Raw genomic sequence first — 24,837 nt, forward strand, 5'->3', positions numbered from 1 at the left:
GTTCTATCCTGAAATAATGATGTTGTTTTAATTTCTGTTTTGTTGTGACGCGACGACATCTGGCGATAGTAAGCTATCTTTTAATGCTGCTCTGCCAGAACGTTGATGGATTTACATCAGCGCAACATCATTTATACAACTCATGGAAATAGTGCTCGACCTGCTCCAGGCTGCGTCCCTTGGTTTCCGGAATCGTGCGCAGCACGAACATCGAACCGCCAATGCCAATCACGGCAAAGGTTAAGAACGCGCCTGCCAGACCAAATGCCGCCAGCAGCAGCGGGAACGCCATCGATATGGCAAAGTTAGCCATCCACAGTGCAAACACCGCGCCGCCCATGCAGATACCACGCATGCGCGCGGGGAAGATCTCCGACAGCAGCAGCCAAGTGACCGGCGACAGCGCACCTTGCTGGAAGCACAGGAACATCAACATGCCCGCTAACACCAGATAAGCACGCAGCAGATTGACCTCACCCGCCTGATAATATTCCGGCATAAAGAAGCACACGGCAGCGATTAAAAACAGGCAAGCGGTGCAGCCCATCTGACCGACCAGCACCAGCGGGCGACGGCCAATTTTGCCGATCAGCCAGATACCCACCAGCGTCATCACGACAGAAATCACGCCGTTGGCGATAGTGGCAAACAGCGCTGCATCGTTGCTTAGACCGGTTGCCGTGAGCATGGTCGGTGCGTAATACATGATGGTATTGACGCCGGTAAGTTGCTGGATCGCGGCAATACCAATCCCGAGCAGGAACACTTTTCGCAGCCACGGCGTGCGCAGATCGCGCAGGCGGCCTTTACCCTGCTGCCGGTTCTCTTCGAGCGTCTCTTCAATCTCCTCCAGTTCCCAATCGACATCATCGGCCGCACGCGTTTTCTCCAGTACTTTACGTGCCTCTTTGTTATTACCGCGCATCACATGCCAGCGCGGGCTCTCCGGCATGAAGATCATGCCAAACCACAGCAGTACCGCTGGCACGGTGGAGAGGGCAATCATCCAGCGCCAGGTGTGTTCGCCGCCCCAGATTTCATTAAAGGTGGCGTTGGAAACGTAAGCCAACAACTGGCCCGAGACAATCATCAGCTCCTGTAAGGTCACCAGCTGGCCACGTTTGTTTGCCGGTGCGATCTCTGCGATATACACCGGCACCGTAGCCGCCGCGCCGCCGACGGCGATGCCCAGAAACAGGCGTGAAGCGATCATTGAGATGACATCGGGTGCGAAGGCCGAACCGATGGCGCCAAGCGCGAAGATAAAGGCCAGAGAGATGATAATCTTGCGGCGACCCCATGCATCAGCAAAATGGCCAGCAAGCAGTGCACCAAAGGCGGCGCCAAATAGCAGTGAACTGGTGACTAATCCGGTGGTAAAAGGCGTGAGCTGTAGATCGTCACGCATAAATAGTAAAGCGCCCGATACCACGCCGGTATCGTAACCAAACAGTAACCCACCCAGCGTCGCGACCAGCGCAATAATTTTAACAAAAGGTTCAGTTCGTGTGATGCTATTTGGGCCTGATGCCGTGTTGGTCGATATAAAAAGTTCTCTTTCCATAATACCTCCTGGTAAAAAATGCTTAAGGAAATACGGCAGAACAAAACAGAACCTTTACGCTATCGACGTTTTTATTTCATGTTAATTTTTATTTGAAATATAATTTCCGAAATGTGAGTTCAAGCATTTTGCGATTTTTATTTTGATGGAATTACATCAGGTGGGGAGATAGTTATTTGAGCGGGTTTTGGATTGGTAATAAATAAAAAGGTCGCCATGAATGGCGACCCAACAGAATAACAGCGCGGTTATCATGAAATGCACGGATTGGTTTCCTAGGGTGCGCATTTATGCGCACCTGGAAACAAAACGCTTTAATTTAAAACATCCAGCGTAGTCCCGCATTATAACGCCAGCCTTTAGCACCATTACCGTCAATCTCCTGGCGGTAATCCGCTTCCGCATACAGCGATACATCACTTTTCAGCGTTGCCGTGCCGCCCAGGCCAATATCCCACATCTGACCGAACTTGCCGCTGTCAAAGCTCACGCTGTCTGGCGCACCGCTGGCACCGGCGCGCGTAGTCGCCGATCCGCCCCAACCGCGCGTATAGCTGGTCCGCAAATAGGGCGTATATTGCTGACCGGCCTGATCCTGCCAGGTGCGATCGAGACGCGCACCCACGCGGCCAATGGTTTGATCGTAATTGCCCCAGCTCACGCGGGTGTTATCGCGATCGACCACATCATCCATGTTCAGCTGCAAATACATCAGCTGCGCCTGCGGTTCGAGGCGGATGCCGTTGGCAAATTGCCATGGGTAACCGCTTTCCAGCGAGGCGCCCCATCCATTGCCTTTAAGCTTGCCGACCTCTTTTTGCCGGGCAATGTCGGTGTCGCCGCGATGCCAGTCAAACGACAGCGCGCCATCAAGATACAAACCGCTGTCGCGCAGCCAGGTGGCATATAGCGACAAGGTGTCGTTATCAAAGCTGGTCGAGCTGTAGCCATCGACTGCATCGGGGCGGATACGCGCATTACCGCGCGTGTAAGCCACACCCGCCCGCAAGCTGTCGTTGGCGCCCTGCAGATGCAGCAGATTGCCGCCGAGCTGAACTGCGCTGTAATCAAGGTCAAAGTCATAGCCGTATTGGCTAACATCGCGATTAGTTTTGTACTTCAGGTTTGAACCGAGATAACGGATAAACATTTCACCGCTGGCGTCACTTCTATCTGAACGCTGCTCGCCAAGACGCTTATGCAGATCGTCCATGACCGCCATGTTGTAATATGCCAATCCAACCGGCGCAGAGATATACGCGGGCATCTGCGGCGTCACCTTCGGCCGCACCACGCTCCCTGCCGCATCCGTAATAAAATTGTTTGCCAGGCGATAATTCCATGCGGCCGCGTTTTGTGTTCCGTACAGCCCATATTGCCACGGACCGCTTGCCACATAACCGTTGCTCAGCGCAAAACTGCTAGCGCTGGCCGTGCCGCTCACCTGCGCCAGAGAGATGCCGTGATCCGGCGAGAGGATTGCCGTACTGCCTGCCACTGGCGTGACATCAAGCAAGGTGGTGCCACGGGTGTTGCCGTTCACGCGTAGGGTGTCGCTGGTTCCGCCCGCTGCGATTTGCGTGTTTAGCTTCACGCGTCCGCCGCTGGAGGTCAGATCGCCATCAATCGTCAGAGTGTTGCCTGGCGCACCGCCGCCGTTGGTGAGATCCAGCGTGCCGGCATTATTCACTACCAGCGAGTCGTCAGTGGCGCCACTCAGCAGCGGATTCACGCCGTCGCCGGCAAATAGCGTCGATCCTGCGCCAATATTGATGGTGCTGTGCGCCAGTTTGAGGTTGTCGGTGAGCGTCCATTGCGTATTGGCGAAGTTGATGGTGCTCCAGCCGCCGCCAAGATTCGTACCTTTGCTGAGATCGTCTGCCGCCAGCGAACCGCCACGTGCCGTTATCTGATTAAAGCTCAGCGTGCTGCCGACACCGTTTCCAGTGGTGATATGGCGCGTGTTGGCAAGGCTGACATTCTCTACCAGCGCCTGATTGCTGCCGCTGCCCATCGTCAGGCTGCCATCAAGAGTGCCACCGGAGAGTTGCAGAGTGTCATTACCGTTGCCGGTATTGACGTCACCGACCACCTTGCCGGACAGCAAAGCGAATTGATCGTTAGTCGCCCCGCCCGCCACGATAACGGTTTCGGGGAATGGCGCGCTGATATTGCCCTCGTTGATAAACACCGATTGGCCACCGCGTAAGTCGATGATGGGCGATACCGTGCTCAGCGAAATGATGCCGCCACGGTTGATCACTTCGCTGGCGGTACTGGTGACAATTGCTGAACCTCCATTTTGGTCATAGACCGCAATGGTGCCTTCAGTGATCACTTTGCCGCTGGTGTTAGCGCGCACGCCCGTGCTGTCACCGGAAACAAACATGTAGTAATCAGGTCCGATCACCAAATCATTGCTGGTGGTTGAGCCATCTTCATTGGCAAACAGATAGCCCGTGCCGCTGCCCGTGACATTGATATAAGCACTGCCGCCTTCATCAAATGAGGTGGCGGAGCGAATCCCGGTGCCGCCGTTAATATCCAGCCGCACCCGGTTAAGTGAAATATTGCTGGTCTCTGCGCGGTTGTTGATCACATTACCTTTGTTAGCGCTGAGTACCACGTGGTCGGCGATAAAACCGCTTGCGCCGCGATCCAGTAAAACCGTATCGGCATGGTTATTGGCAAAAGTGGTACTGGTGTAATTGAAATAATCATCGGCACCATCTCCGACGATATTTAGCACCCCACCATTACCCACGCGTAACGCACTGCCATTATCAACCTGCAATTGACCGCTCATCTGCGTGTATTGGCCGTAGCCGGTGCTGGCATCAACGCCAACCCCATTGGCTACGTGCACATTGCCCGCGTTGATAAAGTTGCCACCCGCATAGAGGTGCGCACCGGTGCTGTTATTGCCTAACAGATCGATTGTGCTGAAATTCTGCACGCGGGCGCCGTTGCCGCTGCTTAATGCCGTGACGTTGTCACCAGAACCGGTGATCGGTGCCGTGAGATACAGGTTCGCACCACCGCTGTCGGTTGCCACCCCAGTGGTGTGATTTCCGCTCAAGGTGATGGCGTTATTCACCGAGCCGTATGCACCCTCTGAGCCACGCACCGCCGTGGCTCCTTCGCCAGTGACGTTATATTGATCGCTACCAAATAGCGTGGTGCCCACGCCGCTGGCGTCGATCCCGGTGGTATTCGCACCGCTCAAAGTAATTGCCGCGGGTTGCAGGGGATAGAAAATGCTGCCAGCCGCCAGGCGGTACAAAGTCGATCCCGCGGTGCTGACATCGGTTTGCCCGCCGCTGCTGACGATATTAGCGAAAGCCGCCGTTGAGACATAACCCGTCTGATTCGTATCATGGAAAACGACTTTGCTATTTTCCCCCAGCCTTAACAGCCCGCCGCCGGATAATTCCGCCGCCACTGCGTTACTGCCGTACAAATTAATGGTGCCGTTTTGGTTAATCTCCACATTGTCGCCCACGCCCAATATGCCGTGCGATGGCGCATAACCGGGCGCATTACCTGCGGTGACGTTCAGTGTTCCGCTGTTGTTGATGGTTGCAGCCCGCGGATCGCTGAACGAATAACCTTGTGCATACAGCGCGGTGCTGCCATTTGTCACGCTGATATCGCCACTATTGGTGACATTGGCGCCCCAAAGCGACTGAATCCCAATCGTATCGCTTCCGCCAAACGCGATATTCCCGGTGTTGACCAACTGCGCCTGGTTTTGCGCAATCAAGCCCATCTGACGATCAAAATCGCTGCGCATGGCCGCATGGTTGGTCAGGCTGGTATTGCTGAAAGGATGCGCAACACTATTGGTGATGTAGCCGGTGAGATCGTGTTTGTTGCCATCAACCAGCGCCGCGAGGCTATTATAATTGCCAAAATTCAACTGTGTCGCCGCATCGATCGTTCCCTGCGCGCCCCCTTCAACCACTACGCCCGTGGAATAACCACCAATATTTAATCTTGCGCCGTGGGTATTGATATCCGTGCCCTCACCGCTGCCAATCACGCCAGTAGAGAAGGATGCATCAGGTGTTAGCGTCATGCCGCTGCCATCAAAATCTGCACCATCCTGATAGCGAAAAATAGTCGAGTACCCGCTGGAAACGCCGTATTGACCGTTGCTGGGCAAATTGATTTTGGCATCCGGGCCAATAGCCAGAAAATTGATTTGATACTGCCCGCTACCGGAGATGGGCACCGCGCTCGGTGCTACGTTTACCGTGGCATTGCCTTCGGCGCGAATACCGATCGCCGCTCCACCGCTAAGAGTGATCGGCCCGCTGAGATCGGCAGACGCGGCGCCGCCATCCTCGCCCGTTACCCACACTGCAGTATTGCGCGTGCCGTTAGCGGCGTCAGCATCGCCGCTAACGTTGATCGCGCCGGTTGACCACGCATGCGCGCTATTACCCGGCGTAGCGGTGATTTTGAGACCGGTGCTGTTGTCCCCGTTAAGATTAATGATCCCTGCATTGCCTACCTGGCCGCCGCTGCCGGAATTGATCACCTGCATAGCGATGTTTTCTGCCGGCTTAAACTGCGCGCGACCGTTAACATCGATGATGCCATTGTTGAGCGTCACGGCATCGGGGGCGTTTTCAACGCGCATCGCCGTGGCATTTTGCACCAAAGAACCGATCACGATATGGCCGTTATTCACCGCGCTGGAGTCAAACAGCTGCGTCATGCCGCGCGTGCCGCCGCTCTGGTTGATCGCGACGTCAGTGGTGGCGTCGGTGGCACTGCTTTGCGGCGTGCGGCCAATATACAGCGTGCCGTTGTTGGTGAAGCTCGAGGTGGTACCGCCCAGCACCACGCCTGCGCTGCTGCCAGTTTCCACCGTTTCGGTGACCCCAAGATTGAGGGTGCCATTATTTACCGCGTTGCCATCACGCAAGGTGATGGCGCTTGAGCCGTCTGATAGCGCATGATTGAGCACGCCATTATTAGTAAAACGGCTGTTGTTGACTTCGACGGTCGCCGCGTTATAGCCCAGCGTGCTGCTATCCACCCCGCTGCCATCGGCATTATTGAGGAAGCCACCGTTAATCACGCCGTTATTGGTGCCGCGACTGCCGTTGGTTAACACCAAGGCATTGTTGTCGGTGAGTCGGTTGCCGCTGCTGGATAACGTGCCATTAATGGTGGCCGTAGCGCCGTTATCCGCGCGCATTGCACCGCCATTAGCGTTGACCACTTCCAGCGTTTTACCGGCATTGATGGTCGCAGTGGCTTTGGGGCCATCGGCACTCAGCACCACGCGTTCACCGATCGGTTTCAGTACTTCATCGTCAGGATCGCGGGTGTTCAGCGCCCATACCACGCTACCGCTGGTGAAGCTAAAGGCTTTATCAAATTCGCTGTTGTAAGTCGCAGGATCGAGATTCGCGCTCTGTAACTGAGCGATCAGCCAATCGTTATAACGCTGCAGATCGCTCACATTGGTGACATTGAAATTCGTCACCTTGCCATCTTTGGTGGTAACCGTGAAATTGCCGCTGTAGTTCACCAGCGCATCGTCACTGTAAGCCCAGCGCGCACCGGCTGGAGCCTGGATGGCGCTGAAATCAACGCGATTGTCGCTATCCCAGTTCATATTGCCGCTGCTCATGGCGGTAAACAGCCGACTCTGCTTGGCTGCCATCTCCCAACCGTTGGCTGTGGTGGATGCGCCGGCCGAGCCAAGTTGAACATTGATGGTGCCGTTACTCACTGATGCAACGCGGGCGTTGAGATATTGCTGATCGGTCACATCTTCATAATCGGTCACGGCTTGATTAAGGCTAATGGGGGCCAGATTACGCAGCGCGGCTGAATCATAGGTTGCGTAGTGGCTATAAAGGCCGTTGGCGACATCCGAAACCAGCACGTCATAATTTTGCGCCCCGAGCGAGAGGCGCTCTTTACCGGTTAAGCTGTCGGTAAAGATGCGCCCCTCGTCTTGTAACTGACCCAGGGTGGTTGCTACTTCACCGCTTTTACCCGGGGTAAACTGCGGCAAGCCGGTCAACGATTGTGTGCTGCCATTACACACGCAAAATACGCCAGCTTTGTTGTCACTCTTTTCAGGCGTAAATGGCTGAATAATAGCGGCTGAAGTTTGCGCCGCGGGATACATCATGCCCTGCGCGGCCAGCAGGCTAATAACAAGGGGTTTTAATTTAAACAACATTCTTTCCTCCAGAGAGAAAATAAAATTTTCGGCACGGCGAAACGCCGCCAGGCATGACGTTTTTTTAGAAAGTGATATTGAAAATATAAATATGTAGAGTTCTGAACTGCGGTATCACAACACTTTGTAAAGAAAACGTCCAGATCGGGATAAGAGAACAAGATAAAATTAAGTCAAATTAAGAATTTACCGTTGTGATTCAGCAGTTAACAACTGCTCAGGTAGAGAAACCAAGTTGTGGCAGATCAATTAAATAGAGCAATAAATAGGACCAGAATAAATTGAAGTTAAAAGCTTAAATTTTCAGGTTGCTATATATAGTTGTATGCATAATTAATAATGCACATTTCGAGGCGCTGTGTAGTCGATATTAATTAGAAGTCTCAAATAACAGGGTTTTGAAAACACACGCTGCATTAGGCCGCAACGACATCTATCCGCAATCACTTTCGCACCTCATTTTGTCTCTTACGATCTGTGATCATATTCGCAACATCCTGGTAAACACCCTTGTATGGTAGTAGAACATTTATAGCGCAGGGATTTACCCCATGGCATCGACAACCATTACGCAAACGCCAGCCACCGAGAAAGATAACACTTCGCTGATTAAGCGCGTCGCCAGTGCATCCGCAATTGGTACTGCAGCCGAATACTATGATTTCTTTGCTTACGGCACGGCGGCCGTGCTGTTTTTCGGCCACCTTTTCTTTCCGAGCCACGATCCGCTCATCAGCACCCTTGCCGCGTTTGCCACCTATGCGGTCGGGTTTCTCGCTCGCCCGATTGGCGGCATCGTTTTTGGCCATATCGGCGATAAAGTAGGACGGAAAAAAGCGCTGGTCGCCACCATTCTGATTGTCGGACTCGGAACGTTTTGCATCGGCTTACTGCCGACCTACGAAAAGATCGGTATCTGGGCGCCGGTGCTGCTGATTTTGATTCGTCTGTTGCAGGGCTTTGGCGTGGGGGGTGAACAAGCTGGCGCCGTATTGATGACGGCGGAGTATGCGCAGCCCGCCCGACGCGGCTTCTTCGCCAGCTGGGTGCAAATTGGCGCTCCGGTTGGTTTTCTACTGCCGCTGGCGCTCTTCGCGATCCTCAACGCGACGCTGTCGTCAGATCAAATGATGGATTGGGGCTGGCGCGTGCCGTTTCTGTTGAGTGCGTTGCTGGTCATTGTCGGTTTGTTCATCCGCCTGCGCATTGATGAGTCACCGGTATTTGCCGCCATCCGGGAAACCAAAGCCGCGGAGTCGCGTCCTTTAAAAGAGGTGATTCGTGGCAATCCGCGTTTGGTGATCAATGGCGTGGCAGCCAAACTGATTGAAGCCTGTGCGTTTGCTTTGTTTACCGTGATTATTCTGGCATGGGGCAAAACCAATAACCTGGATTCCGGCATTCTGATGAACAGCATGATTGTGGCGATCATTCTTGAAGTCTTTGCCATTCCACTGATGGGCGCACTGTCAGACAGAATTGGCCGTAAGCCGGTGTATATGATGGGTGCGCTGCTGATCGTCATCGCCATTGTGCCGTTCTTCCTCGCCCTGCAGCAAAACATCTATTGGTTGACGCAGATCGCCATGATCATCGCGCTGACGCTGGGCCACAGCATGTGTTACGCGCCGCAAGCATCCTGGTTCCCGGAGCTCTTCCCTACTCACATTCGCTGCAGCGGCATCGCAGTGATCTGGCAAGTCGGTTCATTAATTGGCAGCGGCGTGCTGGGATTAGTGGCGGTTAAAATTCTGCAAATGACCGAGGGGCATTGGTATGGTTTAGCGCTGTATGTCGCGGTGTTGGGGGTTATTTCGGTCATTGGTTTACTGCGGTTGCCCGAAACTGCGCCAGGTCGCCGCAACGGCGAATATCATCAGTGGCAACAGCATTGATATCCTGACAGAGCGGCGACTTGCCGCTCTGCAGTTTTTACTTATGCATTTTTCGCAGAAGCATTGCCGGTTTAGGGATTTGTAAAAGTTCGCCGATGCAATATCCTTTATTTTCAACATTTTCCTGCACCTCTCGCCTAATCGGATCGCTATCTCCATGCGCAATATGCTGTCGCGTTGTCTATCCCTGAATGACTTCGAAAAGTACGCCCAACGTCATTTGCCGCATCCGCTCTTCGCCTATGTTTCGGGCGGCGTCGAAGACAATATTGCGCTGCGCAATACGCTCGCATCCTACGCACGTTACAGCCTGATTCCGGAAAATATGGTGGATGTGTCGCAGCGCAACATCCACGTTGATCTATTTGGCCATCGCTACGCCGCACCGGTGGGTATAGCGCCGATGGGCATTTCTGCCTTAACCGGTTTTGATGGGGACATTACGCTGGCACGCTGCGCAAAGGAGAAAAACGTGCCGTTTATCATGAGTGGTTCCTCGCTCACGCGGCTGGAAGATGTGGCGCAGGTCAATCCCAACATGTGGTTTCAGGCCTATCTACCGAAAACGCTGGAAGAGATTGATGCCCTGATCGATCGGGTAAAACGCGCAGACATTCCGGTGCTGGTCATCACCGTAGATACGCCCGTCAAAGCCAACCGCGAAAATAACGTGCGCGCCGGTTTCGCTACGCCGTTCCGTCCCAGCCTGCGGCTGGCATGGGAAGGCATCACGCATCCACGCTGGTTAACCGGCACCTTGCTAAAGACGGTGTTAAAAAGCGGCATGCCCTATTTCGAGAACAATAGCGCGCAGCGTGGCGCACCGCTTTTTTCGAAAAACGCGGTGCGGGATTTCAGCGGCCGAAGCCATTTAACCTGGCAGCATATTGAACACATTCGCGGCCGCTGGCCGGGCGCCATGGTGATCAAAGGTATTCTCAGTCGTACCGATGCGCTGCGCTGTAAAGCTATCGGCATCGATGGGATTGTGGTCTCCAATCATGGCGGGCGCCAGCTCGATACCGTGATTCCGCCACTCTACGTTTTGCCGGAGATTGTTGAGGCCGTCGGGGATATGACGGTGATGTTTGATAGCGGCATTCGGCGCGGTACCGATGCGATAAAAGCCATCGCGCTGGGCGCGCAAGCCTGCTTTGTTGGACGGCCCTTTAATTATGCCTGCGCCGTGGGCGGCGCGGCGGGGGTGAACCTGGCGATTGACTTGATTACCAGCGAGATCAGTCGTGATTTAGGCATGCTGGGCGCGGCTGCATTGGCGGATTTAGGGGAAAAGCATCTGCGGATTACGGGCTGAATCCTATCCCACTATGAAATGGGCTTAGCTTCGTTTCGGTAACGACACCAGCAGCAACCCCAGCACGATCAGCATTACGCCCGCAAAGCTGCTCCAACGGAAGTTTTCACCGAATGTCGGTAATGAAATCGCGGCCAGCCAAACCAGCACATAGCTCAAGCTCAGTAATGGATAGAGTCGATTCAGTGGCAGATGACGCAACGCCAGCATCCAGCACAGCATCGACAGCGCATAGGCGCCGAGGCCGATGGCGAGTAACAGCAGCGGTTTCAGGTGATGCATCTGCAATATCTCCCTAAACGGTGGGAGATCGAGCATCGCCAGGCGCAGAACCAACTGCGCCAACGACACCAGTAACACGCTGCACAGCGCCAGCGTCAGCCCTTTCATAGATGACTTCCCATTAGCGCCACGCCGGCGACAATCGCCAGGGTACCGATCCACTGCTGCACGCTATACGTTTCCCGCCATATCAGCCGCGCGGCTACAGCCACTAACACAAAATTAAGGCTCAGCATCGGATAAGCAACGCTGACCGGCACAACGCGCAGCACCATCAACCACAACAACATTGCCGCGCCGAGTAGCAGTATGCTCAGGGCGATCCACATCAGCAGGCGTTTTTTACCGCGTTGAAGGCCCAAATGTGCCGCCTGCTTTTGGCAAAGCTGGGCGGCGCAACTCAGCACGCTTACTAATAAAATCAGCAGTAGATTCATGGTTTCGCATCGTAGCCGTAATAAACCAGCCGCCCCTGACGATAGACGTCATCGGGTTGCGGTAAGTTTTTGTCCGGCGTGCTGTCACTCGAACTCATCATCAACACCAACGAAACTCGCCCCTGACGACGATGCACGCGTAGCCAGTCGGCAAAGTCATCTGCATCAATATAATGCGACTGCGCATCCGGATAGCTCAGGCCATATTGCAACTCACCTTTCGCATCATAGAAATTGATATCGCTGCGCTGCAGCTCCCACGCAACCGCCGATGCCACGCCAGGATTATTTGCCAGCAGATAACGGCTGGATGCCAGTTGGTCATGCACCGCACTGACAAAGCTCTGCGGCTGTTTTGAGTCGCGCACCTTGTGTGGGATAGCAAAACCAACCAGCAGCGCCAGCGCCAGCGGACAGAGCGCGGCTAACTGCCAGCGGCCCTGCTGCGGTTTGCGGCTCAGCCAGCCCATCACGCCCCATGCGATAAAGATAAGCGCCGCACAGATCACTCCGCTGACTTCATCGCTGCTGTAAACCGGCCTTTGTGCCACGCCCCAGGGCGCCAGCACCACCAATAACACCAGTGTGGTAAGCGCGCCGAACAGCAGGTTAATCCACCCATTCACTCTGAGCGCGTCCATCACCTGCGCCGATCCGCTGTGCGCATAGTGCGCCATTAACAACGCCAGCGGGGCGAAGCACGGCAGAATATAGGTTGGCAGTTTGCCTTTGGCGATACTGAAAAACAGCAGTGGCAGCAGCACCCAGCTCAGCAGATACACCGTTCCGGCATGCTGACTGCGCTGGCGCCACGCCCCCATCAGCGATCCGGGCAGCAGCGCCAGCCACGGCAGACATCCCGCCAGCAGCACCGGAAGGTAGTACCAGAATGGCGCCTTGTGCTGCGCATCCGCCTCGGCGAAACGCTGAATATGCTCAACCCAGAAGAAGTAGTGCCAGAAATCGCCTTCCTGCTGATTGATTGCCAGCGCCCACGGCGAGCTGAGCAGCGCGGCAACCACGATAGTCAGCGGACCCCAGCGTAACAGCTCAGTAAAACGACGCTGCCAAATGGCCCAGGGGAGAATTGCCAGCACCGGCACCGCCAGCGCCAGAAAACCTTTGGTCATGAAACCCATGGCGCAGGCGGCGCCGAGCAGCACATAACCCCATAAGCGCTGCTGCGTGTTCTGCGCCTGGGCGGCCAGCCAAAAACTGCACATCGCCGCTACCAGCCACAGCAGCAGGATCGGGTCAAGCACCGCATAAGTTCCCACGCCGTATACTAATAGCGAAGTCAGGAAAATAACGCTGCCGCTCAGTGCGATTTGGCGACGGGCAAACATCTGCATACCCAGCCAGTAGATCAGTAGCGCACTTAACGTGGTGCTAAAAATCGCGCCGGCGCGTACGCCAAAGTTACTGTGTCCGAACAGCAGTTGGCCGAGATTATTCACCCAATAACCGGCAATCGGCTTCTCGAAATAGCGTAAATCAAAGAAGTGCGGTACCACCCAATTACCGCTGAACAACATTTCGCGGCTGATTTCGGCATAGCGGGTTTCATCCGGCTGCCATAAGGCGCGGAATTCTATCGGGATCAGGTAATACAGCGCAAAGAGTGCCAAGAGCAGCGCGGTTTTGGTGCCTGTTCGCATCCGTGAATCCTGTTGAAAATTAACGTTGGCAGCCTAGCCAGCCTTCACGTCCGGGAATATGTCCGCGCACGATGGAGCCCTGTGGCAGCGTAGTGAGATCATCGGGTAACAGCGCGCTCAGCGGGCAAAAACAGATCTCCTGCTGCGCCGCACGTCGTAGCAGATCGCCGAACGCCTCAAGGCCAACAATGCCTTCCACTTCGGCATGAATGGTGTAAACCGGCGAGCCGCTCGCGGCATGAATTTGCTCAAGGATGTAGTCATTGAATCCTTCGGCGCTAGCCGACTGGCCGACCACTTCATCCCATGTGGGTAACGTCACTGGAATCTGCACCGTGCCCGTGCTGCCATCACTGAGCATGGGCAAAAAGGGTCCGCTGCCGCGGCAGTCGCTGTTATAACGAAAACCAAAGCGCTGTTTAGCGGCTACCACGCGGCCATCTGCCCGCCAGCCCGCCACCGCAGAGCAGGTGACATTGTCACTAATTATCGCCTCCAGCGCCTGTTTACCACGGGCTATCTGCTCTTCCAGCTTATCTGCTGGCCAGACACCCGCCCAGGTTTGCCAGGCAAAGTGATCCCAGGCGTGCAACCCCACTTCATGGTGGTCGGCAGTGGCGCTGATAATCTCCTCCAGGCCGCGACCAATTTCACGTCCCGGCCAGGCGGTGCCGGCCAGCAAAATATCCCAGCCGTAGAGCGATGCTGCGCGTGAACGCAGCATTTTCCACAGAAAGCGCGGTTTCATCAGCCGCCACAAGTGGCGTCCCATGTTGTCAGGTCCTATGCTGAAGAAAAAACTGGCCTGCAGCTGATGCAGACTGAATTGCTCCAGCAGAGCAGGCACGCCAAGTTGGGTGCCGCGCCAGGTATCCACATCAACGCGTAAACCGACTCTCTTCATGGCTTCTCCTGCAGCTCAACGGTGCGCAGGAAGAAGTCCAGCGTGTTATCGATGGTGGTGTCCATTTCGACCGTCGGCGTCCAGTCGATCAGGCGGCGCGCATTCTTGATCGACGGCTTGCGGTGTTCCACGTCCTGGTAACCCTTGCCGTAATAGCTGCTGCTTTCCACTTCGCGGAAGCCGGCAAACGGCGGGAAGTTGCTGCGCAGTGGATGACGCTCAAAGCTGGCCAGCAGCCGTTCAGCCAACTCTTTGATGCTGGCTTCATTTTCCGGGTTACCGATATTCACGATTTGGCCATCGCAATTGTTGTGCTGGTTTTCGATAATGCGGAACAGCGCTTCAATGCCATCACTGATATCGGTGAAACAGCGTTTTTGCGCGCCACCATCGATTAGCTTGATCGGCGAACCTTCCACCAGATTGAGAATCAACTGAGTGATGGCGCGTGAGCTGCCAATACGCGCGGCGTTGAGGTTATCCAGACGCGGCCCCATCCAGTTAAACGGACGGAACAGCGTGAAGCGTAACCCCTCTTTCTCGCCGTAGGCCCAAATCACCCGATCCAGCAGTTGCTTGGAGACCGAGTAGATCCAGCGCTGTTTATTGATCGGCCCCACCACCAGGTTGGAGTGATCCTCATCGAAATGCTGATCGGTGCACATGCCGTACACTTCGGACGTTGAAGGGAAAATAATGCGCTTTTTATACTTCACGCAGTCACGAATGATTTTGAGGTTCTCTTCAAAATCGAGTTCGAATACGCGCAGCGGATTACGGGTGTACTCAATCGGTGTCGCAATCGCCACCAGTGGCAGCACCACATCACACTTCTTGATGTGATACTCAATCCACTCCGAATGAATACTGATGTCGCCTTCAACAAAGTGGAAGCGCGGCTGATCAAGGAAGCGGCTGATGGCATCAGAACCAATATCTAAACCGTAAACCTCGAAGTTATCATCCTGCAGCAAACGTTCGGTCAAATGGTTACCGATAAAGCCATTCACGCCGAGGATCAGCACACGCGTGCGGCGTTTCACCGCAGCCACCGGCTGGGAATAGAGCAACGCGCCCTTCACCATGCCGAGGCTCTGTGCCAGCTGGCTGCCATTCATATACACACCGTTGTCACTTTGACCGGTGACCACTTCCAGTGCCCCTTCACCACAGGCAATAATGAAGGGTTCGACGGATAGCACGGTGCCGGGTTTAGCGTGCTGCTCAGTGCTGTGCACGCGCCCTTTCCACACCACAAATTTCACCGTACCGGCGAACGCGAACGCGCCGGGCCAGGGATCGGTTACCGCACGCACCAGATTATTAATAGATTGAGCCGACTGCTCCCACTTGATGCGCCCATCATCCGGCGTACGGCGTCCCACCACCGTCGCCTGACTGTGATCCTGCGGCGTTGTCACGATATCGCCGTATTGCAACGCGGGCAGTGCGCTTTCCAGCAACTGCGTGGCGCAGGCCACCAGTTTGCGATGCAAGGTTAACGCATTGTCCTGTTCGTCGATGGCGACGCGCTGTTGCGCCACGATGTCGCCCGCATCAGCACGTTTCACCATGCGATGCAGCGTAACACCGGTTTCTTTTTCACCGTTCACCAGCACCCAGTTGAGCGGCGCACGGCCACGATATTTCGGCAACAGCGAGCCGTGCAGATTAAACGCCCCCACGCGGGCGCAATTGAGAATGTTGTCGCTCAGCAGCTTGCGATAATAGAAGGAGAAGATGAAATCCGGCGTCATCGATTTGATGCGATCGACCCACAGCGGGTGATCCGCATCTTCCGGCGCATACACCGCAATGCCATGTTCCGCAGCCAGCCGCGCCACCGAAGGAAAAGCGTGGCTCTCTGGCGAGGTGTCAGCGTGAGTGAAGATAGCGCTGATTTCATAACCCGCGTTCAACAACGCAGTAATGCCAGTGCAGCCCATTTCGGCGTAGGCGAAGACGATTGTTTTCATTGCTTAATTTCCTGTACTGAAGCGGTGTCTTGCTGTGGGTGAATAACACGTTGAATGAAGTAGCGCGGACGCGCGCGAACATCGTTGTAAATACGTCCAATGTATTCGCCGAGTAAGCCCATACCGATAAACTGCGCGCCGACAAAAATGAACAGCACGGCGAACAGCAGGAATACGCCGTCGCCAGACCAGGCGGCGCCGAGGAACAGGCGCAGCACGATCAACACTAGCGAGAAGGCGAAACCGGTTAAGGCGATTAAGCTGCCAACGATGCTTAACAAACGCAGTGGCGTGGTGGTCAGGCAGGTCACCAGGTCGTACATCAGGTTGATCAGCCGCATAAAGCTGTATTTGGAATCACCAAACTCACGCTCAGCGTGCGCAACGGGCAACTCGATAGTGCGTCGCGCGAAGGTGTTGGCGAGGATCGGGATAAAGGTGCTGCGCTCATGGCAGTTCAGCATCGCATCAACAATATGGCGGCGATAGGCGCGCAGCATGCAGCCGTAATCGCCCATCGCTTTGCCGGTGACGCGCTGAATAAGCTGGTTGATGGTGCGCGATGCACGGCGACGGAACCAGCTATCCTGACGGTTCTGCCGCACCGTGCCGACCACGTCATAACCCTGCAGCGCGGCATGCACCAGATGCGGGATCTCCTCCGGCGGGTTTTGCAGATCGGCATCCAGCGTAATGATCACATCGCCGCTGACGTGGCTGAAACCGGCCATAATCGCCGAGTGTTGACCGTAATTACGATTTAGTAACACGCCGACCACGTGGCTGCCGGGCATATCCGCCGCATCGGCGATCATCTCGCCGGAGCGATCGCTGCTGCCGTCATCTACCAGCAAAATTTCATAATCGAGCCCCAATCCCGCGCAGGCCGCGTCGGTGCGACGCAGCAGTTCCGGCAGGCTCTCCTGCTCGTTATAGACTGGGATCACCACGGATACTTTACGAATCGCTTTCTCTTCCAGCATGTCAAACTCCAGCAATCTGACGTAACGCGTTAACCACGCGAGCGACGTCCTCGTCGCGCATATCAGGGAACAACGGTATTGAGCAGATGCGATCGCTGTTCCATTCGGTATTCGGCAGCGACAGCTGCGGATAGCGCTCGCGGTAATATTTGTGCGTGTGCGCCGCGCGGAAATGCAGCCCGGTGCCGATATCCTGGGCTTTTAATGCCTCCATCAGCGCATCACGGCTGATGCCGCACTGCGCTTCATCGACGCGAATGATGAACAGGTGCCAGGCGTGCTGATGTCGCCAGCCAGGCTGCGCCAGCGGCATAAATGGCGTATCCGCCAACTCGGAAAGATAGCGCTGTGCGATGGCGGCACGGCGTTGGTTAATAGCGGGCAACTTCTTCAATTGAACCAGCGCAATAGCGGCGCTGATATCCGGCAGGTTGTATTTAAAGCCAGGCATGATCACTTCCGCCTGTGGTTTACGCCCGTGCGTATGTCGGTCGTAGGCATCCACGCCTAAGCCGTGGAACTTCAGGCTGCGCATCCGATCGGCCAATGCCGCATCATCCGTCACAATTAAGCCACCTTCGGCGCAGGTCATATTTTTAATGGCGTGGAACGAGAAGATGGCGGTGCCCTGATGACCGACGTGCTGCCCCTGGTAGTAACAACCCGTCGCGTGGGCTGCATCTTCAATGACCGCGATACCGTGACGCGCGCCAATGGCACGAATGGCGTCCATATCGGCCGGCGCACCGGCGTAATGCACCGGAATAATGGCGCGAGTACGCGGGGTGATGGCCGCTTCGATCTGCTCCGGCGTTACCATTAAGGTGTCTCGATCGATATCTATCATCACCGGTGTGGCACCCAGCAGCGTGATGATATTGAGCGTGGAGACCCAGGTCAGTGAAGGCGTAATCACTTCATCGCCGGGCTGAATGGCCAGCGCCAGCAGCGCAACGTGCATGCCGGCGGTCGCGGAGCTGACGGCAATCGCATGTTGATTGCCGGTCAGCTGGCAAAAGGCCTGTTCCAGTTCTGCGTTTTTCGTTCCGGTGGTAATCCAACCTGATTCAAATACCGCTTTGACCGCTGCTAACTCTTCCTCGCCAAGCGAAGGGCGTGAAAAGGGTAAAAAATTCATAGCATTACCTTGGATTTAAGTGTTTTTTACGACCATGCAATCCAAAATACGCCGGTAAACTTAACGCAACATTAAATGGGTCAGGTGCTCAATGGCCTTTTTCTGACACGTTGAAGGTTGGTAGAGGAAAAGTCGCATTTGCTCATTATTGAGCATGAACCAGCACTGTTCTTAAGGTTATCCTAAGGTTTTAACCCTATACTGAGTCAGGTTATGTCTTATAACGACTGGAGGAGATTGCGATGAGTAACGCGACAGACAGACTTTCTCAGGCTGCACTGCGCCGCCACCATATTGGCGTGAAGACCAAAGGGTTACGTTATCGCGGCGATCTCTATGTGTTTCGCTTTAATGCCGATCACTATGATGTGTTTCTCAATAACGACCGCATCATGTCGCTTGCTACCAGTAACGTGCAGGAAGCCATTCAGCTGTTTAAACAGCAGTCTTAAACATTTTGAACCAGCTGATTCTCGAGCCCGCTCTGCAATTCTGATGTAAGCCGCTGCAACCTCCCTTTTCCTCTCGCACTCCTGCTCGCTACGGCGTAACGTCTCGGCACCAATGAGCTGGATGGTGCGGAGTAGCGGCAATGGAATGGGAATATGGGTTAATTGGCAGTTTGCTGGGGTTATCGGTTGGCAGCTTTCTCAATGTGGTGATCTATCGTTTGCCGCGGCAATTGCTGCAACCGGGCTTAGCGCTCAGTTTGTTCTACCCACCTTCTCATTGTCCAAATTGTGCTACCCCCTTGCGCTGGCGCGACAATATTCCGCTGCTGAGCTGGCTGCTGCTGCGCGGAAAATGTCGGTATTGCCGTGGCGAAATTAGCGGGCGTTATCCACAGGTCGAGTTGTTAACGGCACTTTTAACGCTGCTGTTTATCTGGCTTTTACCTTTCACTCTGCACTTGATGGCCGCGTTGCTATTGCTGTGGGCGCTAATAGTCCTCGCCCTAATCGACCTCGAACATTTGCTGTTGCCCGACGTAATTACGCTGCCTTTACTTTGGGCCGGTCTGCTGTTTAAAACCCTCGGCTGGCTGCCAGGCTCGTTACACGAAGCCGTATTAGGTGCCATCGCCGGATACGCCGTTTTATGGCTCTTAGCCGCCGTATATCAACAAATTAGAGGCATTGAAGCGCTAGGAATGGGTGATGCAAAACTGCTGGCAGCAATGGGCGCCTGGCTAGGCTGGCCACTTTTACCCTCCGTGCTGTTATTCGCTTCGGCTGGCGCTATTTCATGTGTTTTGATTGCCAGAATGGCCTGGCGGCGCGAGCTCAATCACGCTATCGCCTTTGGTCCATGGATCGCCTTAGCGGCTATAAGTCACTTTATTCATTCGATTATTTTTTAACCACCCCATTAGCGGTGCGAAATTAAGCGGCCAATTTCTGGCCAACGCCCTGATTCATATATGGAAAGAGTAAACAAATCTAAACAAAATTAATCATTGTGATGTAGGTCAAAAGGCTCTATATTGGCCGCGTTTTTTCACAGCTGTTACTTTTTTGTTCAATTAGTCAATTGGCGAGCCATACGAGCCCCGGTTGAAGGAGAGATATGATGACGGATAAAGTCCGTATTGATAGTTTTGGTGCCAATGCATTCAACGGAAACAACGACGCATTCTTAGCCCGTCAGGCTGAGTTTGAATCTAACGTTAGGAGTTACCCGCGCAAATTGCCTTTAGCGATCGCTAAAGCCCATGGCGTGTGGATCACAGATGTTGAGAATAAACAATATCTTGACTGTCTGGCTGGCGCAGGGACGCTGGCACTGGGTCATAACCATCCTGATGTTCTTCAGAGCATACAAAATGTCATTACCAGCGGCTTGCCGTTACATACTCTTGATCTGACTACGCCTCTTAAAGATCAGTTCTCTGAATCTCTGCTCTCGCTGCTGCCTGGCCAGGGTAAGGATTATTGCCTGCAGTTCACCGGTCCTTCCGGTGCCGATGCCGTTGAAGCCGCGCTGAAACTGGCGAAGAAAGCCACTGGTCGTAGCGGTGTGATCAGCTTCTCTGGCGGCTACCACGGTATGACGCACGGCGCGCTGTCCGTCACCGGTAACCTGGCGCCTAAAGAGGCGGTTGATGGCATGATGCCAGAAGTCCAGTTCATGCCTTACCCGCACCAGTATCGCTGCCCGCTGGGCATCGGTGGTGAAGCCGGCGTTAAAGCGCTGACTTACTACTTCGATAACCTGATCAACGACGTGGAAAGCGGCGTGCGCAAGCCTGCGGCAGTTATCCTTGAAGCCGTTCAGGGCGAAGGCGGTGTGAACCCAGCGCCAGCTGAGTGGCTGCAACGTATCCGTAAAGTGACTCAGGAACACGGCATTCTGCTGATTCTTGACGAAGTTCAGGCTGGCTTTGCCCGTACCGGTAAATTCTTCGCCTTCGAACACGCGGGTATCGAACCCGACATCATTGTGATGTCTAAAGCTGTCGGCGGCGGTCTGCCACTGGCGGTGCTGGGCATCAAAAAGCAGTTCGACGTTTGGTCTCCAGGTCACCACACCGGCACCTTCCGTGGTAACCAGCTGGCGATGGCCACCGGCCTGACCACGCTGAAAATCCTGAAAGAGCAGGATATCGCGGGCAAAGTTGCGGCGCAGGGCGAATGGCTGAAAGCGCAGTTGACCGCTATGCAGAAACGTTTCCCGGTGATTGGTCACGTTCGCGGTCTCGGCATGATGATCGGTATTGAGATCGTTAAACCGAACGAAGCGGCAGACCACATGGGCAGCTTCCCGGCAGACGGCGAACTCTCTGCGCTGCTGCAGAAGAAGTGCTTCGAAGCAGGTCTGATTCTGGAGCGCGGTGGCCGTCATGGCGCAGTGTTGCGTCTGCTGCCTTCACTGCTGATCACCAACGATGAGCTGGCGATTTTCCTGGATAAATTTGAGCAGGCGCTGATTGGCGCTGGCGTCAAACCTGTTTGATTGGAAGAGTAAATGTCTGAAGTAAACCCGATTCTGGCCGCCTCTGCATCGAGCATTGAGGCTTACCAGCAGGCGATTGCCCAAAGCAGCGCCGCGGTTGTGCAGTGGCTGCAACAGCCTGAGATGTATCAAGGCAAAACAGTTGCCGAACTGCGCGAGCGTATCACGCTCGACTTCAATCCAAACGGCCTGGGTAACCAGGCCGCGATTGAACGCGCGATTGAATATTTCCTAAAAGATAGCCTTTCAGTGCATCACCCACAGTGTGTGGCGCACCTGCACTGCCCTAGCCTGGTGGTAAGCCAGGCGGCTGAAGTGTTGATTAACGCCACCAATCAGAGTATGGATTCGTGGGATCAGAGCCCTTCTGCCACCATCATTGAGATCAAACTGATCGAGTGGTTGCGTGCACAGGTTGGTTATCCGGCTGGCGATGCGGGTGTCTTCACCAGCGGCGGCACACAGAGCAATCTGATGGGCCTGATGCTGGCGCGTGATGCGTTCTATCAGCGTCAGGGGCACTCGGTGCAACAGCACGGCATTACTGGCGATCTGCGTAAGATAAAAGTGCTGTGTTCAGAAAATGCGCACTTCTCAGTACAGAAGAACATGGCATTGCTCGGCCACGGCTATCAGTCTGTGGTACAGGTGAAGTCCGATCAGTTTGCTCGTATGGATGTGTCAGACCTGAAAGCCAAACTGGCTCAGGCCGACGCTAACGGCGAACAGATCCTGGCTATCGTTGCCACCGCCGGTACCACCGATGCAGGTGCTATCGATCCGCTGCGTGAAATTGCCGGTATCGCTGCAGAACACAATATCTGGGTACACGTTGATGCAGCCTGGGGCGGCGCACTGCTGCTTTCCGAGAAGTATCGCGACTACCTTGATGGCCTGGAACTGGTGGATTCTGTCACGCTGGACTTCCATAAACAGTATTTCCAGACCATTAGCTGCGGTGCATTCCTGCTGAAAGATGAGCGTCATTATGAGCTGATGCGCTATCAGGCGGCTTACCTGAACTCTGAGTTTGACGAAGAGGCAGGCGTACCGAATCTGGTATCCAAGTCACTGCAAACCACGCGTCGTTTCGATGCGCTGAAACTGTGGATGGGCCTGGAAGCGCTGGGGCAGAAACAGTATGCCGCGATCATCGATCACGGTGTTACCCTGGCACAGGAAGTGGCGAAGTTTGTCACCTCTGAACCGCGTCTGGAGCTGGTGATGCAGCCACAGTTGGCCAGCGTACTGTTCCGCTACCGTCCAGAGCAACTGACTGATACCGCGCAGATTGCGCTGTTCAACCAGCGTATCGGCGATGCGCTGCTGGATTCAGGCCGTGCCAACGTCGGCGTGACTGAGAACCAGGGCGTAACTTGCCTGAAGTTGACGCTGCTGAATCCAACCATGACGCTCGAGGATGTTAAAGTCCTGCTGGCGCTGGTTGAGAAAACGGCAGATCAGCTGCTGAACGCGTAATAACCTGTGATGCGAAAAAGCCGATAACTGGCAACGGTTATCGGCTTTTTTATTGGCCTTTAGTCGTGGTCGTCGCGACTCTTGTTTGCTGATTAATCTACAGACGTCTGAGCATTAAGCTCGCGCACATAATCAAGAAATGCCTGCAGCGGCGCGGGGATCAGGCGACGCCCGTTGTAGTAGAGCCATAAGCCGGAAAAGCTTTGCCACCATTGCGGCAAAATCGGCTGCAGGCTGCCATCGTTGAGCGCCGGTTTGATCCAATCTTCAAACAGATACACTACGCCGCAACCGGCAATCGCCGCTTCAACCGTCAAATCCATTGCTGCGCCAATGCTACAAATGAGCGGCCCCTGCGGCTGCAGGCGGACGGTTTCCTCGCCGTGGGTAAATTCCCACTCGGCCACCACGCCCGTCGCATAGCGCCCGTACAAACAGCGATGCTGCATCAGTTCGCGCGGATGCTGCGGCGTACCAAACTGCGCCAGATAGCCGGGCGATGCCGCCGCGGCGAAACGCTGAGTGCGAGGTCCAATCGGCAGCGCCACCATATCCTGCTCCAGATGATCGTCGTAACGAATCCCTGCATCGCAGCTATCGCGGAACACATCCTGCACGTTACTTTCTGCCACCACTTCCAGCTGGATATCCGGATAGCGCTGCAGAAAGCCCGGCACAATCGCCGGTAACACGATGCGTGCTGCGCTCACCGGTACGTTCAGACGTAAGGTACCGCCCGGCGTATCGCGGAAATTATTTAGCGCATCCAGTGCGGCATCCACTTCATTCATTGCGGGCAGTAAGCGCGACATCAGCGCCCTGCCGGCTTCGGTTAACGCTACCGTTCGCGTGGTGCGATTGAACAACCGCACGCCGAGCTGCTCTTCAGCGCGCCGCACCGCATCACTCAAGCGCGACGGGTTACTGCCGGTCATCCGTGCCGCTTCACGAAATCCACCTGCTTTTGCTACTGCTACAACTGCGTGAAGCAGTGCGATATCCAGCGCCATTGTCCGTCACCCCGTACACTGTGTCCCGATTTGCACGGATAGTTGCACAGCGACAGGGCGATTACAATCTCTCTACACACTGACCAAGGAGCTTTCCATGTCTCATCCCGCAATGACTTATACACTTGGCGATCGCCAGGTTGCACGACTCGGTTACGGTGCCATGCAGTTGGCTGGCCCCGGCGTATTTGGTCCGCCGAAAGATGAAGCACGCGCTTTACAGGTGCTGCGCGATGCTATCGCCGCTGGCGTCAATCACATCGACACCAGTGACTTTTATGGCCCGCACATAACCAATCAGCTGATTAAAAAAGCGTTGCACCCTTACGCTGACGATCTGGTGATCGTCACCAAAGTGGGCGCGCGGCGCGATGAGAAAGGCGGCTGGCTGCCGGCATTTACGCCGGAAGCGCTGACGCAGGCGGTGGAAGATAACCTGCGTAATCTCGGACTTGAGGTGATGGAAGTGGTGAATCTGCGTTCGATGCTGGACGTGCATGGACCGAAGGAAGGCTCGCTGGAGCCGCAGGTGGAGGCGATGATCAAACTGAAAGAGCGTGGTTTGATTCGTCATATCGGGCTCAGCAACGTTACCGCCAAACAAGTAGCCGATGCGCAGGCGATGACGCCGATTGCCTGCGTGCAGAACCTCTACAATCTGGCCAATCGCCAGGATGAAGCGCTAATCGATCAGCTGGCAGCACAAGGAATTGCTTACGTGCCGTTCTTCCCGCTGGGCGGTTTTTCACCGCTGCAGTCGGATCGGCTAACCGAAGTGGCGAACGAGTTGAACGTTACGCCGTTACAAGTCGCGCTGGCGTGGCTGCTGCAACGTTCACCGAACATTCTGCTGATTCCCGGCACCTCATCGCCAGAGCATTTGAAGCAGAATCTAGCGAGTCGCGAAGTGACGCTGACGCCAGAAGTGGTTGAGCGTTTAGACAGCATCGGAAAGGCATAAAGCACCTATCGTAGCGGCGCAATTTATTGCGCGATTTCTGGATGAGCAACGTGCCGCCATTAAAACGCGCGATAA

General features: G+C 54.9%; 17 protein-coding genes. 7 read left to right on the top strand and 10 right to left on the bottom strand.

Features of this window, described 5'->3' with window-relative positions:
- Positions 1 to 127: 127 nt before the first annotated feature.
- Both WFL93_RS06035 and WFL93_RS06040 read right to left on the bottom strand, forming a co-directional pair.
- A complete protein-coding gene (locus WFL93_RS06035; RefSeq protein ID WP_336777516.1) occupies positions 128 to 1,564 on the bottom strand; it encodes a sugar porter family MFS transporter in 1,437 nt (478 codons plus the stop codon).
- A gap of 319 nt (positions 1,565 to 1,883) precedes the next feature.
- Complete coding sequence (locus WFL93_RS06040) at positions 1,884 to 7,772, bottom strand: autotransporter outer membrane beta-barrel domain-containing protein (protein ID WP_336777517.1); 5,889 nt, start codon at positions 7,770 to 7,772, stop codon at positions 1,884 to 1,886.
- A gap of 551 nt (positions 7,773 to 8,323) precedes the next feature.
- On the opposite strand from WFL93_RS06040, the gene WFL93_RS06045 reads away from it, so the two are divergent.
- Together WFL93_RS06045 and WFL93_RS06050 are read left to right on the top strand one after the other, a co-directional pair.
- Positions 8,324 to 9,667 (top strand): MFS transporter, encoded by a 1,344-nt coding sequence (locus WFL93_RS06045; protein WP_336777518.1) that lies wholly within the window; start codon positions 8,324 to 8,326, stop codon positions 9,665 to 9,667.
- Between the two features lie 157 nt (positions 9,668 to 9,824).
- Positions 9,825 to 10,982, top strand: coding sequence for an alpha-hydroxy acid oxidase (locus WFL93_RS06050; RefSeq protein WP_336777519.1), 1,158 nt, complete (start codon positions 9,825 to 9,827; stop codon positions 10,980 to 10,982).
- Positions 10,983 to 11,006: 24 nt separating this feature from the next.
- Here WFL93_RS06050 and arnF read toward each other — a convergent pair whose 3' ends face one another.
- The 7 genes from arnF to arnB are packed head-to-tail and all read right to left on the bottom strand — an operon-like array spanning position 11,007 to position 18,360.
- Positions 11,007 to 11,372: a 4-amino-4-deoxy-L-arabinose-phosphoundecaprenol flippase subunit ArnF gene (arnF, locus tag WFL93_RS06055; RefSeq protein WP_049853413.1), complete on the bottom strand. Its 366-nt coding sequence runs from the start codon at positions 11,370 to 11,372 to the stop codon at positions 11,007 to 11,009.
- Positions 11,369 to 11,701 carry a 4-amino-4-deoxy-L-arabinose-phosphoundecaprenol flippase subunit ArnE gene (gene arnE, locus WFL93_RS06060; protein WP_336777520.1) on the bottom strand — a complete coding sequence of 111 codons (333 nt, stop codon included), beginning with the start codon at positions 11,699 to 11,701 and terminating at the stop codon, positions 11,369 to 11,371. Before arnE ends, arnF begins: the two co-directional genes overlap by 4 nt.
- Positions 11,698 to 13,359, bottom strand: coding sequence for a lipid IV(A) 4-amino-4-deoxy-L-arabinosyltransferase (gene arnT, locus WFL93_RS06065; protein ID WP_336777521.1), 1,662 nt, complete (start codon positions 13,357 to 13,359; stop codon positions 11,698 to 11,700). Before arnT ends, arnE begins: the two co-directional genes overlap by 4 nt.
- A gap of 19 nt (positions 13,360 to 13,378) precedes the next feature.
- Positions 13,379 to 14,263 (bottom strand): 4-deoxy-4-formamido-L-arabinose-phosphoundecaprenol deformylase, encoded by an 885-nt coding sequence (gene arnD / locus WFL93_RS06070; RefSeq protein WP_336777522.1) that lies wholly within the window; start codon positions 14,261 to 14,263, stop codon positions 13,379 to 13,381.
- Positions 14,260 to 16,239 carry a bifunctional UDP-4-amino-4-deoxy-L-arabinose formyltransferase/UDP-glucuronic acid oxidase ArnA gene (gene arnA / locus WFL93_RS06075; protein ID WP_336777523.1) on the bottom strand — a complete coding sequence of 660 codons (1,980 nt, stop codon included), beginning with the start codon at positions 16,237 to 16,239 and terminating at the stop codon, positions 14,260 to 14,262. Before arnA ends, arnD begins: the two co-directional genes overlap by 4 nt.
- Complete coding sequence (gene arnC, locus WFL93_RS06080) at positions 16,236 to 17,222, bottom strand: undecaprenyl-phosphate 4-deoxy-4-formamido-L-arabinose transferase (protein WP_336777524.1); 987 nt, start codon at positions 17,220 to 17,222, stop codon at positions 16,236 to 16,238. The genes arnA and arnC overlap by 4 nt, the downstream gene beginning before the upstream one ends.
- A 1-nt stretch (position 17,223) precedes the next feature.
- On the bottom strand, positions 17,224 to 18,360 hold the full coding sequence (gene arnB / locus WFL93_RS06085; protein WP_336777525.1) for a UDP-4-amino-4-deoxy-L-arabinose aminotransferase: 1,137 nt from the start codon (positions 18,358 to 18,360) through the stop codon (positions 17,224 to 17,226).
- A 242-nt stretch (positions 18,361 to 18,602) separates the two neighbouring features.
- Between arnB and WFL93_RS06090 the strand changes: the two genes are divergently transcribed.
- The 4 genes from WFL93_RS06090 to WFL93_RS06105 all read left to right on the top strand — a co-directional run bounded on the left by WFL93_RS06090 (position 18,603) and on the right by WFL93_RS06105 (position 22,791).
- On the top strand, positions 18,603 to 18,812 hold the full coding sequence (locus WFL93_RS06090; RefSeq protein WP_007892990.1) for a hypothetical protein: 210 nt from the start codon (positions 18,603 to 18,605) through the stop codon (positions 18,810 to 18,812).
- Positions 18,813 to 18,952: 140 nt separating this feature from the next.
- Entirely contained in the window at positions 18,953 to 19,720 is a 768-nt protein-coding gene (locus tag WFL93_RS06095) for a prepilin peptidase (RefSeq protein WP_336777526.1), read from the top strand.
- A gap of 206 nt (positions 19,721 to 19,926) precedes the next feature.
- Entirely contained in the window at positions 19,927 to 21,312 is a 1,386-nt protein-coding gene (locus WFL93_RS06100) for a diaminobutyrate--2-oxoglutarate transaminase (protein ID WP_036622040.1), read from the top strand.
- 12 nt (positions 21,313 to 21,324) lie between these two features.
- On the top strand, positions 21,325 to 22,791 hold the full coding sequence (locus tag WFL93_RS06105) for a pyridoxal phosphate-dependent decarboxylase family protein (RefSeq protein ID WP_336777527.1): 1,467 nt from the start codon (positions 21,325 to 21,327) through the stop codon (positions 22,789 to 22,791).
- A gap of 92 nt (positions 22,792 to 22,883) precedes the next feature.
- On the opposite strand, the gene WFL93_RS06110 is transcribed toward WFL93_RS06105, so the two are convergent.
- Entirely contained in the window at positions 22,884 to 23,801 is a 918-nt protein-coding gene (locus WFL93_RS06110; RefSeq protein WP_336777528.1) for a LysR family transcriptional regulator, read from the bottom strand.
- A 97-nt stretch (positions 23,802 to 23,898) separates the two neighbouring features.
- On the opposite strand from WFL93_RS06110, the gene WFL93_RS06115 reads away from it, so the two are divergent.
- Entirely contained in the window at positions 23,899 to 24,762 is an 864-nt protein-coding gene (locus WFL93_RS06115) for an aldo/keto reductase family oxidoreductase (protein ID WP_336777529.1), read from the top strand.
- Positions 24,763 to 24,837 lie beyond the last annotated feature (75 nt).

The sequence above is a fragment of the Pantoea sp. USHLN256 genome, assembly GCF_037149875.1.
In the GTDB taxonomy this organism is placed as follows: Bacteria; Pseudomonadota; Gammaproteobacteria; order Enterobacterales; family Enterobacteriaceae; genus Pantoea; species Pantoea nemavictus.

Excerpts from the sequence above, each read along its gene's own strand:
- WFL93_RS06110 (WP_336777528.1), bottom strand. The coding sequence starts at position 23,801 with ATGGCGCTGGATATCGCACTGCTTCACGCAGTTGTAGCAGTAGCAAAA.
- arnF (WP_049853413.1), bottom strand. The coding sequence starts at position 11,372 with ATGAAAGGGCTGACGCTGGCGCTGTGCAGCGTGTTACTGGTGTCGTTG.
- WFL93_RS06095 (WP_336777526.1), top strand. The coding sequence starts at position 18,953 with ATGGAATGGGAATATGGGTTAATTGGCAGTTTGCTGGGGTTATCGGTT.
- WFL93_RS06035 (WP_336777516.1), bottom strand. The coding sequence starts at position 1,564 with ATGGAAAGAGAACTTTTTATATCGACCAACACGGCATCAGGCCCAAAT.
- arnC (WP_336777524.1), bottom strand. The coding sequence starts at position 17,222 with ATGCTGGAAGAGAAAGCGATTCGTAAAGTATCCGTGGTGATCCCAGTC.
- WFL93_RS06040 (WP_336777517.1), bottom strand. The coding sequence starts at position 7,772 with ATGTTGTTTAAATTAAAACCCCTTGTTATTAGCCTGCTGGCCGCGCAG.
- arnT (WP_336777521.1), bottom strand. The coding sequence starts at position 13,359 with ATGCGAACAGGCACCAAAACCGCGCTGCTCTTGGCACTCTTTGCGCTG.
- arnD (WP_336777522.1), bottom strand. The coding sequence starts at position 14,263 with ATGAAGAGAGTCGGTTTACGCGTTGATGTGGATACCTGGCGCGGCACC.
- WFL93_RS06090 (WP_007892990.1), top strand. The coding sequence starts at position 18,603 with ATGAGTAACGCGACAGACAGACTTTCTCAGGCTGCACTGCGCCGCCAC.
- WFL93_RS06045 (WP_336777518.1), top strand. The coding sequence starts at position 8,324 with ATGGCATCGACAACCATTACGCAAACGCCAGCCACCGAGAAAGATAAC.
- WFL93_RS06115 (WP_336777529.1), top strand. The coding sequence starts at position 23,899 with ATGTCTCATCCCGCAATGACTTATACACTTGGCGATCGCCAGGTTGCA.
- arnB (WP_336777525.1), bottom strand. The coding sequence starts at position 18,360 with ATGAATTTTTTACCCTTTTCACGCCCTTCGCTTGGCGAGGAAGAGTTA.
- WFL93_RS06050 (WP_336777519.1), top strand. The coding sequence starts at position 9,825 with ATGCGCAATATGCTGTCGCGTTGTCTATCCCTGAATGACTTCGAAAAG.
- arnE (WP_336777520.1), bottom strand. The coding sequence starts at position 11,701 with ATGAATCTACTGCTGATTTTATTAGTAAGCGTGCTGAGTTGCGCCGCC.
- WFL93_RS06100 (WP_036622040.1), top strand. The coding sequence starts at position 19,927 with ATGATGACGGATAAAGTCCGTATTGATAGTTTTGGTGCCAATGCATTC.
- arnA (WP_336777523.1), bottom strand. The coding sequence starts at position 16,239 with ATGAAAACAATCGTCTTCGCCTACGCCGAAATGGGCTGCACTGGCATT.
- WFL93_RS06105 (WP_336777527.1), top strand. The coding sequence starts at position 21,325 with ATGTCTGAAGTAAACCCGATTCTGGCCGCCTCTGCATCGAGCATTGAG.